Here is a 16057-nt window from a genome sequence, read left to right as displayed (position 1 = left end):
CCACGGATCCTGCATACCGGCTTTTTTGCGGCTCATGAAGCCCTGCCCGGTCTCCTTTCAGCCGTCGAGCCAGACGTTCTGGAGATCCATCTCGAAGGTCTGGTGGACGCCGTAGTTCTTCACCTTCTTGTTGGTGTGGCTGTAGAGCTTCTGCCAGAACGGCTGGATGATGACGCCGGAATCCTGCAGGATCTGCTCGACGTCCTTCATCACCTCCTTGCGCTTGGCGACATCGATCAGCGAGAGCGCCTGTTTGAGCTTGGCGTCGAAATCGGGATTGGAGTAGGCCGATTCGTTCCAGGCCTCGCCGGTGCGATAGCCCAGCGCCAGCACCTGGACGCCAAGCGGGCGCATGTACCAGATGGTCATCGAATAGGGATATTTCGTCCAGTCGTTCCAGAAGGTCGAGCCGGGCAGCACGGTCCGCTTCACCTTGATGCCGGCATCGCGCAACTGGCCGGCGATTGCGTCGCCGGTGTTCTTCTGCCAATCGTCCTCGATTGTGATCAACTCATGCTCGAAGTCGGCCTGGCCGGCTTCCGCCATCAGCTTCTTGGCGCCGGCGGCATCACGCTCCTTCTTCGGCAAGGGATAATATTCCGGATGGATCGGGCTGACATGGTGGTTCTCACCAGGCGTGCCGCGCCCGGCATAGCCGAGCTGCAAGACGGCATTGTTGTCGACGGCCATCTGCAACGCGTTGCGCACCCGCTTGTCGTCATAGGGCTTGTGCGTGATGTTGGTGCGGGCAACGAGCGTCGTTGCCGTCGCGACCTCGGTTTTTTCGAGGCCCATCTTGTCGAGGATGTCGATGAAGTCGGCGGGCGACTCGAAATTGAGGTCGATCTCGCCGGAATCGAAGGCGTTCACCGTGGCGTTGAAGTCGGTGCCGTAGTCGACGAATTCGACGCCGTCGAGCGGCGCCTCGCCGCCCCACCATTTGCCGTTCTCGCGGCGCTTCACCACCGCCTTCTGGCCGACATCGTAAGAGACCAGTTCGAACGGTCCCGTGCCGATCGGCTTCTTGACCGGATCGGCGCCGTCGGCATCGAAGTTGCGGTGCACGAGGAGCGCGGGATAGTCGGTGAAGTTCGGGATCAGCGAAATGTCGGGCTCGCTGAGCTTCAGCTTGACCGTATGATCGTCGACCTTGGTGATCGCGCCGTCCCTCGCCTTGCCGGTTTTTGCGTCGATCAGCGCGCCGACGCGCGCGGCCATCGAATTGCCGGCGACACCTTTCTCGCACCAGCGCGCCACATTGTAGGCGACATCATCGGCATTGAAGGCATCGCCATTGTTCCAGGTGATGCCCTTGCGCACATGCAGGACATATTCGGTGGCGTCGTCGTTGATATCCCAGCTTTCCAGCAGCACCGGCTCGAAGGTGAATTGCCTGGTGTAGCGCACCAGCGGTTCCAGCCAGCTGCGCGAAATGTTGGCCAGTTCCACCCAGTCATAGGTGCGCGGGTCCTTCTGCGCCTTGACCGACATCGAGACGCGCAACGTGCCGCCCTTCTTCGGCTCCTCGGCCAAGGCTTGTCGCGGCGCGGCAAGACCGATCATGCCGTAGGCCAAAGCCGTCGATGCGCCGAAGGCGCTGGCCAGCGCCAGGAACTCGCGCCGGTCCATGCGGCCGGCTCGCGCCTCTTGCGCCATGGCCTCGATAGCGCTCGGGACGCGATCGCCGTTGCTTCTGAAAAGTGTCATTTTCTTCCTCCCTTATGGTTCCCGTCGGGTCTTCGCCCTTTTCGTCAACTCACTGTGTCGGGCAGCTTCTCCTCGCGCCGCGCGATCAGATCCCTGAGACCCTCGGCAATACCCTCATCAAGCTTCGGCTCCTCGTAATCGGCAAGCATGTTGCGGGCCTTCTCGCGGCCGCGCGTGTCGTGGTCCTTCGCCCCTTCGGCATTCCACTGTTCGTAGGAATTGAAGTCCATGATCGAGGGCATGAAGAAGGCGGACTCGAAATGTTCCAGCGTGTGCTGCGTGCCGAGGAAATGACCCTGCGGTCCGACCTCGCGGATCGCCGCCATGGCTTCCTTGAAATCATCGAAGGACAGCCCGCCGGCATATTTGTACCAGCCGACAAGCTGCTCGCAGTCTGTCGCGAATTTCGAATAGCCGCAGGTCAGGCCGGCCTCCAGCCAGCCGGCGGAATGCCAGATGTAATTGGCGCCGGACAGGATGGCGGCATGCATGAGCATGTTCGCCTCGTAGCCCGCCTGGGCATCGTTCAGCTTGGAGCCGACATGGAAGCCCGAGGTGCGCCACGGCAGCCGGTATTTCCGCGCCAGCGCGCCCATCAGATACATCATCTGGGCGGCCTCGGGCGTGCCGCCCATCGGCGCGCCGGTCTTCATGTCGACCGTGACCATGAACTGGCCGTAGACCTGCGGCGAGCCTGGGCGGATAAGCTGGGTCAGCGCCACGCCGGCAAGCGCCTCGGCGTTGACCTGCGCCACAGCGCCGACGGCGGAAGCCGACGTCGAAGCGCCGCATAGCGCGAAAGGCGCCAGGATCAGCGGCTGGTTGTGGCTCGCATAGACCCGCATGGCGTCGATCATGGTGGCGTCCCATACCAGCGGCGAATTGCAGTTGGTGATCGCCACCAGCACCGGGTTGTCGCGGACGAACTCTTCGCCGAAGACGATGCCAGCCATCGCCATCGTATCCTCGGCGCGCTCCTTCGACGTCACTATGCCCATGAACGGCTTGTCGGAATGTTTCAGCGCCGAGTGGATGATGTGCAGATGCCGCTTCGGCACGGCGATTTCCATGGGCTCGCAGATGACCGAGCTCGAGGAATGCAGCGCGGGGGCCATGTAGGCCATTTTGTGAAAATTGTTGAGATCGGCGAGCGTGCCATAGCGCCTGTTGTTGTCGAGGTCGCGGACGTAGGGCGCGCCATACATCGGCACGAAGATCGAGTTGTTGCCGCCGACGCGCACCGTGCGCTCGGGGTTGCGCGCATGGAGCGTGAACTCGGACGGCACCTTCGAGACGAGCTCCATCAGCAGCGCGCGGTCGATGCGGACACGCGTCTCCCTGACATCGGCGCCGGCCGCCTTCCAGAGCTCGATCGCGCCGTCGTCGCGGAATTCGCAGCCCACCTCCTCGAGGATCTTGAGCGATTCCTCGTGGATCAGTTCCACCGCCTCGTCAGGGACGATCTCATAGACGGGGATCTTTCGCACCAAGGTCGGAAAGGAAGCGATCGGCGCGCTTCTAAGCGCCTTGCGGCCAAGACGGCCACCGCCGCGGCGGTGGGTTTGTTCGGTCAATTCAACGGCCGGTGCGTTCATGGAGCCTCCTTCTTCCCGCCACTCACGTTAGCGACCCGAAATATGACTGTGACGCTGGAAAATCCTGATCTTCTGTATAAGCTCACCTTATGCGAAGCCTGCGCCACCTCCTGCCCTCCGCCGGCAGCCTGATCGTCTTCGAGGCGGCCGGCCGGCTATCGAGCTTCACCGCCGCCGGGCGCGAGCTCGGCATGACGCAGGCCGCTGTCTCCTACGCGGTGCGCGGGCTGGAGGAACAGCTCGGAGCCAAGCTGTTCCAGCGCCGCCACCGGCAGGTCAGCCTGACCGAAGCCGGCGAACGCTTCCACGCCGATGTCTCGCTGGGGCTGTCGCATATCCGCAAGTCGGCCGAGGATCTGCGCCTGCAAGCGACCGGCGGCCATGTGACGCTTGCCGCATCGACTGCCTTCGGCTCGTTCTGGATGATGCCGCGCCTGCAGCAGTTCCGTGACGAATTGCCGGGCATCGATCTGCGTATCCAGACCGCCGACCGCGACCTCGACATCATCGCCGAAGGTATTCCGCTGGCCGTGCGCGGCGGCGAGCCCCGGGACTGGCCGGATTATCATTCGCTGCCGCTTGCCGACGAGGAGATCTTCCCCGTCGCAGGCACCAGTTACCTGGCGAAATTCGGCATGCCGAAGACTGTTGGGGATCTGGCCGCGCACCGTCTCATCCATCTCGAAGAGCCATATCGCGAGGCGGCCAGTTGGGACGAATGGTTCCAGTCGGCCGGCGGCAACCTCGGCGACACCGCGCGCGGCCTGCGCATCAACGACTATGGCCTGGTGATCCAGGGCGTGATGGAGGGGCAAGGCATCGCGCTCGGCTGGCGCCACCTCGCCGAGCGGCTGCTGGCGACCGGACTGCTGGTGCAGGTGACGGATCATGTGCTCAAGACCGGCAAGGCCTTCTACGTCGTCTGGCCGAAGAACCGGGAGCTGAGCGAGAATGCACGCAAGGTAAGGGATTGGCTGGCGGCGCAGGCATAAAGCCGTTCGGCGGCAGTTCGCCCTCGCCCGCACGACACGAATCCGCCTATACTGCCGTCATGCCCATTCGCCAGCTTTCCGAAACGATGATCAACCAGATCGCCGCCGGCGAAGTCATCGAGCGTCCGGCGAGCGTGGTGAAGGAACTGGTCGAGAATGCGCTGGATGCCGGCGCATCACGCGTCGAAATCGTCACCGCTGGCGGCGGGCTGAACCTGATCCGCGTCACCGATGACGGTTCCGGCATCCCCGAACCGGAGCTTTCGCTGGCGATCGCGCGCCACTGCACCTCCAAGCTCGTCGAGGATATCAACGACATCCGCTCGCTAGGCTTTCGCGGCGAGGCGCTGCCGTCGATCGGCTCGGTGTCGCGGCTGTCGATCCGGTCGCGCACGGCTTCGGGCGACAGCGCCGCCGAGATCGGCATCGAGGGCGGCCGCGTGCTCCCCGTCAGACCGGCCGCAGCCAACCGCGGCACCACGGTCGAGGTGCGCGACCTGTTCTTTGCCACGCCGGCGCGGCTCAAATTCATGAAAGGTGAGCGTGCCGAGAGCTCGGCCACCAGCGATGTGGTCAAGCGCATCGCCATCGCCTTTCCGGCCGTGCGGTTCACGCTGGCCGGTTCCGACCGCTCGACGCTGGAATTGCCGGCGACAGACGACACTGCGGAAGGCAGCCTGCGCCGAGTCGCCCAGGTGATGGGGGCCGAGTTTCCCGACAATTCCATTGCCATCGACGCGATGCGCGACGGCGTACATTTGACCGGCCATGTGTCGATCCCGTCGTTCACCCGCGCCAATGCGCTGCAGCAATATGCCTATGTCAATGGCCGGCCTGTACGCGACAAGCTGATCGCCGGCGCCATTCGCGGCGCGTTCGCTGATGTCCTGCCGCGCGACCGCCACGCGGTGACGGTGCTGTTTCTTTCGCTCGATCCGGCGATCGTCGACGTCAACGTCCACCCGGCCAAGGCCGATGTGCGGTTCCGCGATCCCGGCCTGGTGCGCGGCCTGATCGTCGGAGCCATCCGCCAGGCACTGGCCGACGCCGGCATCCGCTCGGCCACGACCGGAGCCGCCGGCATGATGGCGGCGTTCCGGCCGGGCGCCGCCTCCTATGATCATGGCGGCCCGGCCAACGGCCATCGTAGCTACGACGCAGCCTACCGCGCGTCCGGCTCCGCCGGTTTCGACCCCGTGCGCTCGCCGCAGCGTCCGCTCGACATGCAATTCGGAGCCTTCGAGCGCGCCGGCGCAAGGCATGGCGGGTTTGGCGAGCCCGGCCAGGCGGCGTTCGATACCGGCCCGCTTGCCAGCGCCGATGCGCGCGCCGGACAGAGCGAAGCGGCCGAGACGCTGCTTGGCACGGTGCTCGGTGCGGCTCGCGCCCAGGTGCATGAGAACTATATCGTTGCCCAGACCAGGGATTCACTCGTCATCGTCGATCAGCACGCGGCGCATGAGCGGCTGGTTTACGAAGCGCTGAAGAACGCCCTGCACTCACGGCCGGTGCCGTCGCAGATGCTGCTTCTGCCTGAGATTATCGATCTGCCGGAAGAGGACGCCGAGCGGCTCGCCATGCATTCCGAAACGCTCGCCCGGTTCGGCCTCGGCATCGAACGTTTCGGCCCGGGCGCCGTCGCGGTGCGCGAGACGCCGTCAATGCTTGGCGAGACCAATGTCCAGCAATTGGTGCTCGACCTCGCCGACGAGATCGCCGACAACGACACGGTCGAGACGCTCAAGGAAAGGCTGGACAAGATCGCCGCGACCATGGCCTGCCACGGCTCGGTGCGTTCCGGCCGGCTGCTCAAGGCCGAGGAGATGAACGCGCTGCTGCGCCAGATGGAGGCGACGCCCGGTTCCGGCACCTGCAACCATGGCCGCCCGACCTATATCGAGCTCAAGCTCGCCGATATCGAGCGGCTGTTCGGGCGACGGTAAGCATGTGAGCGGCGGGTCGACGGTCCGGTTCCAGTTCGAAGCCGAGGTGATCCACTGGAGGGGTCCTACGCCGTACTTCTTCGTGCCAATCCCCCAGCAGCATAGCGAAGAGATCAAGAAAGTCGCGAAGTTCGCGACCTATGGCTGGGGAGTGATACCTGTCGAAGCGACCATTGACGGCTTCATGTTCGGCACATCCCTGTTCCCCAAGGACGGAAGCTATCTTTTGCCCCTGAAGGACGATGTCAGGCGCAAGTGCAATCTGACGGCAGGCGATTCGATTTCTGCTTCCATCGCGATACACCTTCGCGGACGATAACGCGGCCCATGGACGATCCTGTCGATGGGAGCCGTCTCATTTCCTCAGGCGGTACTTCCTGGTCTTGCGGTCAAAGACATAGACCTCCTCATAGCCCGCACGGCCGTCTCGGAAATTCACGGAGATGATGTCCTTGCCTCGCTCGGTCTGCTTCTGCACATTCCAGTAGATCGGCGTCATCAGCATGCCTGCATTGCAGTCTTCGTCGTCGAAATCGATGGTCTGCACGACCTTCTTCCGCTTCTTGTTGATGACCAGCATCTTCTCCATGCAGATATAGTCGTCTGTCTTCGTGTAGATTCCAGCGAACCTATCCGTTGCAGTTTGCGCCCAGAACGGAATTTCGACGTTGCCGTCGATCTTGCCCTCGTGCGTATCGTCGAAGCCAGCGACCCTCTTGAGATTGACCGGAAATTTGTCCGCGCCCTTGCTCCAGTTGCCCGTCAGGACACCGTCGCCGAGTTCCAGAGAAAACGGGCATCCGGTAACGTCGAAGGGCGTTTTGGAGCCGATGACGATGACGCGCTGAAACTCCTTGTCATCGGCAATCTCGCAAAGCACGATGCTGGCGCCATTGGCTTTGCCGTAGAGCGTGATCGGGCTTTGCTTCCCGTCGTAGACGAGGCTGCCCTGGACTGTAAGGCCGCTGCCGAACGCATAGGTCTGCAGGGATAAATGGACGGGGTTGGGACCAATGGAGCCTTCGTAGTTCTCCACATGATACCAACCCGCCGTGGCCTTGCCGCTGAGCAGCAACAAGCAGAAAAAAGCTGATACGAACTGCCTGACCATCCCGCCCCCCCGGTGAATTCCACTCACCATAGCCAGCCGGTGGGGTCCTGTCTGCATCGCAGCGCCGTTCGGCTATCTTGTGGGGTCAAACAATTCCGGAGCGGCTCTCGTCTTGATTCGGGAAAGGCAGACAACCCTTTGATCTAACGCTTCAAATTGACCACGATGACACCGCCGAGCGCCAGCGCGCCGCCGAGGATGCCGAGCAGGGTCGGCACTTCACCCAGCCAGAAGAAGCCGATCAAGGCGGACATCGGCGAGACCAGATAGAGGAAGTTCGAGGCACGGGCGGCCGGGAGACGCGACAGCGCGGTTGCCCAGGCGGCATAGGCGATCAGGCTGGGCACGATGCCGAGAAAGATCACGGCGCCGAGGCCGGCTGTGTTGGCGACTGCAGCCTGTGCAAAGCCGCTCGGCAGAAACGGTGACAGGCAAAGTGCGCCAAGGATCATATTCGAGGCCGAGATGGTCAGCGGGTGATGGCGGGCAAACAGCGGCTTTTGGACGATCGTGTTGACGGCCGAGCACAGCGCCGAGCCAAGAACCAACAGCGCACCCGCATTGAAGTGCAGGCCATTCCCGTCGGCCACGGCGATGATGCCGATGCCACCAAAGGAAATGGCTGTGCCAAGCCAGGCCCACCCCGAAAAACGCTCGCCAAGCAATGCCATCGCCATAATGGCGGTGAAGATCGGGCTGACATTGATGATGAAGCCGGCAGCACCAGCCGAGACAGTCAATTCGCCGAAGTTGAGCATGACGGTGTAGAGCGCGACAAAAATCGCCCCGCCAAAGACGAGGCGCCACACCTCGTCGAGCCTGGGCAGCGCCGGACGCTTGACAGCAAGGAAGATCGCTGCCGGCACAGCGGCGATGGCAAAGCGCAGGGCACCGAGTTCCAGCGGCCCGAAGGCGCCAAGGCCGGCGCGGATGGCCGGAAAGGCCGAGGCCCAGCCGACCACCGTCAGCGCCACGGCGATGGCGGCGGTGGTATCCATCCGCTGTGTCTGATTCAACGTGCCCGTCATCGCGCTCATCTCACTGTCCTCATGCTGTTCCCGTCCTGGAAGCCACAAAACGCCTTTTCCCGCTTGTTGACAAACGACCAAATCGAGGATCAGCTGTGACTATGGATCACAGCTCAGACACAATGGTGCCGCTCGAAACCCTGCGAGCCTTCGATGCGGCGGCGCGCACCGGCAGTTTTTCGGCGGCCGCCGAGAAGCTCAACCTCACCCATGGCGCCGTCAGCCGGCAGATCGCCAAGCTCGAGGACTGGCTGGGCCTGAAAGTGTTCGATCGCGGCGCGCGCGGCGTGACGCTGACGATCGAGGGCAACCGGCTGCATCTGCGCACGTCGGAGGCTTTCGCGCTGATTTCGAGCCATTCCGACCGCTGGGTCGAGCCGCGCGGCACGGCGGTGGTGCGGCTGACTTCGATCCCCTCGGTGAGCGGCCTGTGGCTGATGCCGCGCATGGCGGCTTTGGAGAACAACCCCACCAAGCTGCGCATCGTGCTCGATGTCGATATCCGCCAGGCCGACCTTGCCGATGAAGGCATCGATTTGTCGATCCGCTGCGGCCGGGGCGGCATTCCGGGCCGCATTTCAGTGCAGTTGTTCGAGGAGCACGTCTTCCCCGTGGCCTCACCGGAACTGGCGCGCGAGATCGGGCGCGGCGACCCGGCCCGGCTGCTCAAGTTTCCGCTGATCAACGATTCCGACGCCTCGGCCTGGCGTGCCTGGTTCGCCGCGCAAGGCATGGATTATCGCCCGCGCCCGCAGGACCGGCGCTTCGAGGACTACAATCTGGTGCTGGATGCCGCGGCCTATGGGCTCGGCATCGCGCTGGCGCGTCCGCCGTTGACCGGGCATCAGCTGCAGGCGGGCCGAATCACGGCGGTCGACGAGCGCACCGCGCTCAGTCCGGTGTCCTATTGGCTCGACCGGCCGCTGGGGCGGCCACGCACCGCAGCGTCGGACCTTGCCCGCCGTATCGCGCAGCAAGCCGGATTGGCGCCGGACAAGATCGAGGCGTTCATCGAAGCCGAGCGGTAGGTCTGCTGACCCGATTCGTCGTTCAGCGGAGCAGCAGCAGAACGAAGCCGAAGACCACGGTTGCCAGCAAACCGGTCATGATCGAAATAAAGCCGATTCTCACCAGCAGGCCCTCGGGATTGGGTGCCGCGGCGGCGCCGGATTGATTGGCCGGCCTTCGCCGCCCCGACTGCATCCCCAGGGCGGCGGCGTTCTGCGCCACCGGAACCTGCGGCGGGATAAACGACAGCAAGGACACCCCGACAGCCCTGGCGGGTGCGTTGTCGTTAGCCGTTGCCGAAGGCGGTACGTTGCTGCGCTGCGTTTCGGCTTCGGGCGCTGTTCTCCTTGCCGCGATCGTTGCCAAGACCGCCTCGTCGCGCGTGTCGAGCTGGGCCTGATAGGCCTCGACGATGCCGGAAGAAGCAATCTGCTGCGATTTGACGGCCATCGGCGCCGCTGGCATCGCCAGCAAAGCGGGCGCCGTGCGTTGGGCGAACAAGGAGGGCGCGGCGGGCTGGACCAGTTCCCTGACCAGCGCCGTCCTGACCGGATCGGCTTTAGCCACCGGCACGGGCTCAGGCGTCATCGCCTCCTTGAGCAAGGAAGCCAGGCGGGCGGAAGAAATATCCATCATGCCCCCGATAAAAGCGCTTTTCAGTGTGTCCTAGCGCCTCAGCATTGTCCGAGGCTTGTCGCAAGCTTGACCTGGCGGGCGATTTGTGGCGATGAAATCCGTATGAACCTCGGCACCACCGCATGATGAACCGTTTCGAAGGCCCGGGCGGCAAGGAAGCCCGCATCCGCTATCTCGATGGCGATTTCCAGGTCACCAGCCCCGGCTCGTTCGTGCGCTGCGCGGTGACCGGTGAAAACATCCCGCTGGACGAGCTGAAATACTGGAGCGTCGCCAGGCAGGAGCCTTACGTGAACGCCACCGCTTCACTGCGACGCGAGATCGAGATGCATCCGGAGCTGCGCAAGCGGAGCTAGCTCTTGAGCTTGCGCTGACGCCAGGCATCCAACGTCTCGTGGATGATGCGTTCCGGCACATTGTCGAGTTCGAAAACCGTATCGATTTCCAGCACCTTGAGCTTGTCGAGAAAGTCCTGCGAGGCGCCGTGGCGCAACCGGGCGGCGTCCTTGGCCGTGGTGATGAGGCCGAGGCCTTGGGCGCGCGCCGTCGCCGCCAGTTCGGCGAGTTCGTCCTCGGCATAGAAATGATGGTCCGGAAAGGGCTTTGAGAGAACCACCTCGCCGCCGGCCTCGCTCACCGTGTCGAAGAATTTGTCGGGATGGCCGATGCCGGCGAAGGCGAGGAACCGCTTGCCGGCAAGCCCCGCCTTGCTGCTTGGCTCCGTATGCGCCTCGAAGATCGGCCGGCCGGCGCGCGCCGCCTGGCGCACCACGGCATCGGCGGCGGTGCCCTCGCCCATCTTCAACAGCCCGCTGGTGAAGACCAGCTGGTCCACGATCCTGGCCCTGAGCGGTCCGCCCGGAATGACGCGGCCATTGCCGATGCCGTAGCGGGCATCGACGACGACCAGCGCGTAGTCGATATGGATGCGCGCGCTCTGAAAGCCGTCATCCATGATCAGGAAATCGCAGCCATGCTTTGCCATGAGCAGCCGGGCGCCGGCGGCGCGGTTCGGCGTCACCGCGACCGGGGCATGTTCGGCCAGAAGCAGCGGCTCGTCGCCGACATGTTTGGCGGCATCGTGATGAGGATCGACGACATGCGGCTCGGCGAAGGAGCCGCCATGCCCGCGCGACAGGAAACCGGGCTTCAGCCGCATGCGCTTGGCCTGCTCGGCGAGCGCGATGGCGACCGGCGTCTTGCCCGTGCCGCCGACGGTAAAATTGCCGACGCACAGGACCGGCGCCTCGATCTTCTCGCGCCTCGCCCGCCGCATGCCGCGCCCGGCAACCATCGCATAGATGGCCGACAGCGGCGACAGTGCCAGGACCTTCCAGTCCGGCTCTTCCCACCAGAATGGTGGTGCTTCGGAGGCCACGCTAGCGCCCGTTGGCGCCCTTCAGGCGCGACTTGACGACCAGCGGCTGGATATAGGGTTCGAGCGATTTCAGCGTGCGCGCCAGCGCGCCGCGCATCTCGTCGACGGTCGCCACCCCCGCCGCCATCATCTCGTGGCGCGCCACTTCGTTGGTCAAAAGGAAATTGACCGCGCCGGCCAGCATGTCGCGATCGCGCACCAGCTTGGCGCCGCCGCTGTCGATCAGGCGCTGATAGGCCTCGCGGAAATTCTGGACATTGCGGCCGGCCAGAACCGCGGTGTCGAGCATGGCCGGCTCGAGCGGATTCTGCCCGCCCTCTGAAGTCAGCGAGCGGCCGACAAAGGCAATTTCGGTCAGCCGGAGATAGAGGCCCATCTCGCCGATCGTGTCGCCGAGCAGGATATCGGTGTCGGGCCCGATTCGGTCGCCCTTGCTGCGGCGCGCGACCTTCAGCCCCATGCCGGAAATCTGCGCGGCAAGCGCCTCGGCACGATCGGGATGGCGCGGGACGACGATGGTCAGGAGGCCATGGTGACGCTTGTGCAGCGTCGCATGGACTTCCGCAGCGACCACTTCCTCGCCGTCATGGGTCGAGATCGCCGCCCAGGTCGGGCGGCCGCCGATCTGCCGCTGCAAGGAGGCCAGTACCCGTTCGTCGACCGGCGGCGGGTTGGTGTCGACCTTGAGGTTGCCCGACACAGTGACCGGCCGGGCGCCCAGCGCGCGAAACCGCTCGCCGTCGACATCGGACTGGGCAACGACATGGGCAAGGTTCTCGAACAATGCCTCGGCGATATTGGCCCGCTTCTTCCATGAAGTGAACGAGCGGTCGGACAACCTGCCATTGACCAGCACCTGCGGCACATGGCGCGCGCCAAGCTCTAGGATGGTCATCGGCCAGATCTCGGATTCGGCGATGATCGCCAGGTCCGGCCGCCAGTGATCGAGGAACCGGCTGACCGCCGGTTTCAGGTCGAGCGGTACGTATTGGTGGATGATGCGGTCGCCGAGCCGCTCGTCGGCGACCTGCGCCGATGTCACCGTCCCTGTCGTCAGCACGATGTTGACGCCATAGTCGAGAATGCTTTCGACCAGCGGCACCACGGCTATGGTCTCGCCGACGCTCGCGGCGTGGATCCAGATCACCGGCCCTTCGGGGCGTGGGCGGCCGGCGACGCCGTAGCGTTCGCGGCGGCGGTGACGGTCTTCCTTGCCGCGCGAAGTGCGCCAGGCGACGTAGGGCCCGACCAGCGGATAGGCCGCGGCACCGGCGAAGCGGTATGCCGTCAGCATGGCGCGCGCCCAGCGGCCACTCATCGCCGGCGATCCACGAGACGGTAGGCCTCGGCCGTCGCGGCATTGAGGGCGGTGGTGATTTCCTGGCGCTTTCGCTCCATTTCGGCGTCATCGGCGTCGGCCGCGACAAAGATCGGCTCGCCGATGGTCACCGCGGAACGGCCGAAAGGCAGGTTGATGGTGGTCTTGTCCCAGCTCTTTTCCAGCACCTTGCGGCGGCTGGTGGCGATGGCGACAGGCAGTAGCGGCCGCCCAGAGAGCCGCGCCAGGAGAACGATACCGAGCCCTGCGTCGCGCGGGGTGCCATGCGGAATGTCTGCGATCATCGCGACGTTCTTGCCTGACGTGAGCGACTTTTTGAGGGCGATCAAGGCCTTGGCCCCACCCTTGTCGAGATGCCGGGCATTGTCGCGCCCGCCCGAACCGCGCACCGCCTCGATGCCGAATTTCTCCAGCATCAGCGCATTGAGCTCGGCATCGGCGCTGCGGGACACCATGGCGACCAGCGGCTTGCGCTTGGGGTAGTAGGCCGGCGTCAAAAGATGCTGGCCGTGCCACAAAGCGATGATGCCGGGCTCGAATTCGGAATAGGCGCCGCCCGAAAAGCGCGCCGAGCCGGCGACCAGGGGGCTGGTCAGGCGAACCAGGCGCACGAACTGCGCGAGCAGGCTGGCAATGGCGTTCTTGACGAATCGCGATTGCGCGAGCGGCTCGCGCACCTTGCGCCAGAACGCCTTGGTCGCGCGGCTGCCGCCCCTGCCAGAAGGCGCGGCATCGCCGGCTGGCCCTTTCGCCAGGTCATGCTCCATCGAAGTCAACCGGCGGCCTTGTTGTCGGGATCCAGCAGACGGTGCAGATGAACGACGAAATAACGCATATGGGCATTGTCCACGCTGGCTTGCGCCTTGGCCTTCCACGCCGTGTGCGCGGTTTGATAATCCGGGTAGATGCCGACAATGTCGAGCCCGTCGAGATCGCGGAACTCGGTGCCCCCAAGCTTCTTCAGTTCGCCGCCGAACACCAGATGCAAAAGCTGTTTCTTCCCGTCTTCCGCGGTCATGTCGGTCCTTCACATATTGTGAGTTTGTGACAGGTCTAGACCAAAGCCGCCGACTTTGGAACCTGCGAATGTGCTTTCACGCGTCCAGCCCGGCAATGACGTCGACGAGGACCGCCAGCAATTCACCGCTGCCGCCGGCGAGCGCGCCGTGGCGGATCACCTCGCCGGCATAGAGCGGCGCGCGGCCGTTCGGGTCGAGCAACTGGCCGCCGGCCTCGCGCAGGATAAGATCGGCGGCGGCGATGTCCCAGTCATGCGCATTCGGCTTGACGAAAGTGGCATCCAGCGTGCCGTTGGCGATCATCGCCAGGCGATAGGCCAGCGAGGGGCTGTAGGGCGCCCGTACCAGCCGCTTCTGCCAATCGGACGGCAGCAGGTCGATCAGCTGCTTCAACCCGGAAATCTCGGCCTTGTCGCCAAGCGTGCGCACGCCAATGCGCCTGCCGTTGCGGAACGCGCCCTGGCCGGGCAGCGCCCAGTAGGTCTCGTCCATGGCCGGGCATTCGAGCACGCCGGCGAGCGTGCGGCCTTCTTCGACGACGGCGACGCTGACGCACCAGGTGCGCTGCCCCTCGAGGAAGCCGCGCGTACCATCGATCGGATCGACAACGAAGGTGCGGCGCGCCGAAAGCCGAACTGGGTCGTCGACCGTCTCTTCCGACAGCCAGCCATAGTCCGGCCGCGCCGCCAGCAGCGTGGCGCGCAGATAGGCATCGGCGGCGTGGTCTGCTTCGCTGACCGGCGAGGTGCCGCCCTTCATCCAGACCTGCGGGCTGTTGCCGAAGTAGCGCATGGCGATGACACCCGCCTCGCGGGCGGCATCGCGCAGCAGCGGCAGATCGCCAATGGTATCGGAAGGGGCAGCGGTCAGTTCAGGCTCCGGCAAGGGTCATGCCTTCGATCAGGAGCGTCGGCGCGGCGGTGCCGAAATTGCGGTCGAGGTCATCGGCCGGCACCATGTTGAGGAACATCGTCTTCAGGTTCGAGGCGATGGTGACTTCGGCGACCGGATAGGCCAGTTCGCCATTCTCGATCCAGAAGCCGGAGGCGCCACGGCTGTATTCGCCGGTCACCATGTCGACGCCCTGGCCGAACACTTCGGTGACGTAGAAGCCGCGCTTGAGCGACTTGATCAAATCCTCCGGCGAGCGTTCGCCCGGCTCGATGGCGAGATTGGTGGAGGATGGCGAGACGGAAGAGCCGCTGCGCGAGCCGCGCCCGTTGGTGACCAGCCCCAGTTCCCGCGCCGCCGAGGTCGACAGGAACCAGTGGTTGAGCACGCCCTTTTCGACCATGAGAAGCTTGTCGCCCTCGACGCCCTCACCATCGAAGGGGCGCGAGGCCTGGCCGCGCGGCCTGAGCGGCTCGTCGGTGACGGTGATGGCGGAGGCGGCCACCTGCTTGCCCATCATGTCGCGCAGGAACGAGGTCTTGCGCGCGACGGACGCGCCGTTGATGGCGCCGGCAAGATGGCCGGCGATGCCGCGCGCCACGCGCGGATCGAACACCACGTCGACCGGCCCGGTCGCCGCCTTGCGCGCGCCGATACGGCGCACGGCGCGTTCGCCGGCCTTGCGGCCGATATCCTCCGGCGCATCGAGATCGGCAAAGTGCTGGCGCGAGGAGAATTCATAATCGCGCTCCATGCCGGTGCCCTCGCCGGCGATGACGCTGGCGGAGCGCGAGAAGCGCGAGCCGACATAGTGGCCGATGAAGCCGTGCGAGGTGGCCAGCACTATCCCGCCCAGCCCGGCACTGGCGCCGCTGCCGGCCGAATTGGTCACGCCCTTGACGGCAAGTGCCGCCGCTTCGGCCGCAAGGGCTGCTTCCTTCAACTGGTCGGCCGACACTTCCGTGGCGTCGAACAGGTCGAGATCGCGCATTTGCCTTGCCAGCAGCGCCGGATCGGCCAGACCCTGATAGGGATCCTCGGGCGAGACTTTCGCCATGGCAACGGCGCGTTCGGCGAGCATTGCCGGGTCGGACGCGGCGGTGGCCGAGACGCTCGCCACTTTCTGCCCAACGAAGACGCGCAGCGACACGTCCTCGGCCTCCGACGATTCGGTGGCCTCGACCTTGCCGAGTCTAACCGATACGCCGGTGGAGCGGCCGCGCACGGCAACCGCGTCGGCGGCATCGGCGCCGGCCTTCTTGGCGGCCTCGACGAGTGCTGCGACGCGGTCGGTCAGTTTTTTAGCGTCTGATGTGTCGGCCATGCCTGTGATCCTGCTTATCGCGGCCGGCTTGCGGCCGCGCCCACCCATCTATTGTTCCGGTCCGGCTTGTGCAATGGCACAGGCTT

At 64.8% G+C, this 16057-nt stretch carries 16 protein-coding genes; 5 read left to right on the top strand and 11 right to left on the bottom strand.

From position 1 onward, the window contains the following. Positions 1–57: 57 nt before the first annotated feature. Positions 58–1707, bottom strand: coding sequence for an ABC transporter substrate-binding protein (locus tag AC1DPX_RS28365; RefSeq protein WP_202354862.1), 1650 nt, complete (start codon positions 1705–1707; stop codon positions 58–60). A 44-nt stretch (positions 1708–1751) separates the two neighbouring features. Next, entirely contained in the window at positions 1752–3302 is a 1551-nt protein-coding gene (locus tag AC1DPX_RS28360) for a trimethylamine methyltransferase family protein (RefSeq protein WP_477240760.1), read from the bottom strand. An 89-nt stretch (positions 3303–3391) separates the two neighbouring features. Here AC1DPX_RS28360 and AC1DPX_RS28355 point away from each other — a divergent pair, with 89 nt between their 5' ends. The 3 genes from AC1DPX_RS28355 to AC1DPX_RS28345 are packed head-to-tail and all read left to right on the top strand — an operon-like array spanning position 3392 to position 6556. Next, complete coding sequence (locus AC1DPX_RS28355) at positions 3392–4294, top strand: LysR substrate-binding domain-containing protein (protein ID WP_477240758.1); 903 nt, start codon at positions 3392–3394, stop codon at positions 4292–4294. A 59-nt stretch (positions 4295–4353) separates the two neighbouring features. Continuing rightward, on the top strand, positions 4354–6237 hold the full coding sequence (gene mutL, locus AC1DPX_RS28350; RefSeq protein ID WP_477240975.1) for a DNA mismatch repair endonuclease MutL: 1884 nt from the start codon (positions 4354–4356) through the stop codon (positions 6235–6237). 4 nt (positions 6238–6241) lie between these two features. Then, positions 6242–6556, top strand: coding sequence for a DUF1905 domain-containing protein (locus tag AC1DPX_RS28345; protein ID WP_477240756.1), 315 nt, complete (start codon positions 6242–6244; stop codon positions 6554–6556). A 36-nt stretch (positions 6557–6592) separates the two neighbouring features. Here the strand turns inward: AC1DPX_RS28345 and AC1DPX_RS28340 are convergent, their stop codons facing one another. Next, positions 6593–7348: a hypothetical protein gene (locus AC1DPX_RS28340; protein WP_202354866.1), complete on the bottom strand. Its 756-nt coding sequence runs from the start codon at positions 7346–7348 to the stop codon at positions 6593–6595. Positions 7349–7491: 143 nt separating this feature from the next. Next, entirely contained in the window at positions 7492–8385 is an 894-nt protein-coding gene (locus AC1DPX_RS28335; RefSeq protein WP_202354867.1) for a DMT family transporter, read from the bottom strand. A 92-nt stretch (positions 8386–8477) separates the two neighbouring features. Here AC1DPX_RS28335 and AC1DPX_RS28330 point away from each other — a divergent pair, with 92 nt between their 5' ends. Further along, complete coding sequence (locus tag AC1DPX_RS28330) at positions 8478–9404, top strand: LysR family transcriptional regulator (RefSeq protein ID WP_477240754.1); 927 nt, start codon at positions 8478–8480, stop codon at positions 9402–9404. Between the two features lie 22 nt (positions 9405–9426). Here AC1DPX_RS28330 and AC1DPX_RS28325 read toward each other — a convergent pair whose 3' ends face one another. Next, positions 9427–10017, bottom strand: coding sequence for a hypothetical protein (locus AC1DPX_RS28325; protein WP_477240752.1), 591 nt, complete (start codon positions 10015–10017; stop codon positions 9427–9429). A gap of 125 nt (positions 10018–10142) precedes the next feature. Here AC1DPX_RS28325 and AC1DPX_RS28320 point away from each other — a divergent pair, with 125 nt between their 5' ends. Continuing rightward, a complete protein-coding gene (locus tag AC1DPX_RS28320) occupies positions 10143–10376 on the top strand; it encodes a DUF2093 domain-containing protein (protein ID WP_095770527.1) in 234 nt (77 codons plus the stop codon). Here AC1DPX_RS28320 and lpxK read toward each other — a convergent pair. From lpxK to AC1DPX_RS28290, 6 genes are all read right to left on the bottom strand, one after another. After that, positions 10373–11398 carry a tetraacyldisaccharide 4'-kinase gene (gene lpxK / locus AC1DPX_RS28315; protein ID WP_477240750.1) on the bottom strand — a complete coding sequence of 342 codons (1026 nt, stop codon included), beginning with the start codon at positions 11396–11398 and terminating at the stop codon, positions 10373–10375. The two genes, AC1DPX_RS28320 and lpxK, sit on opposite strands and share 4 nt — an antisense overlap. 1 nt (position 11399) lies before the next feature. Next, positions 11400–12716, bottom strand: coding sequence for a lipid IV(A) 3-deoxy-D-manno-octulosonic acid transferase (gene waaA, locus AC1DPX_RS28310; protein WP_202354871.1), 1317 nt, complete (start codon positions 12714–12716; stop codon positions 11400–11402). Continuing rightward, positions 12713–13504, bottom strand: a complete 792-nt coding sequence (locus AC1DPX_RS28305) for a lysophospholipid acyltransferase family protein (RefSeq protein ID WP_477240748.1) — start codon at positions 13502–13504, stop codon at positions 12713–12715. The genes waaA and AC1DPX_RS28305 overlap by 4 nt, the downstream gene beginning before the upstream one ends. Positions 13505–13509: 5 nt before the next feature. Further along, a complete protein-coding gene (locus AC1DPX_RS28300; RefSeq protein WP_477240746.1) occupies positions 13510–13755 on the bottom strand; it encodes a DUF4170 domain-containing protein in 246 nt (81 codons plus the stop codon). 76 nt (positions 13756–13831) lie between these two features. Further along, the gene (locus tag AC1DPX_RS28295; RefSeq protein ID WP_477240744.1) at positions 13832–14641 is read right to left on the bottom strand and encodes a 3'(2'),5'-bisphosphate nucleotidase CysQ; all 810 of its coding nucleotides are present in this window, start codon (positions 14639–14641) and stop codon (positions 13832–13834) included. Beyond that, entirely contained in the window at positions 14628–15971 is a 1344-nt protein-coding gene (locus AC1DPX_RS28290) for a TldD/PmbA family protein (protein WP_477240742.1), read from the bottom strand. Before AC1DPX_RS28290 ends, AC1DPX_RS28295 begins: the two co-directional genes overlap by 14 nt. Positions 15972–16057: the final 86 nt, after the last annotated feature.

The organism is Mesorhizobium sp. 01N446, assembly GCF_056399285.1.
This window is presented reverse-complemented; position numbering and strand designations above follow the sequence as displayed.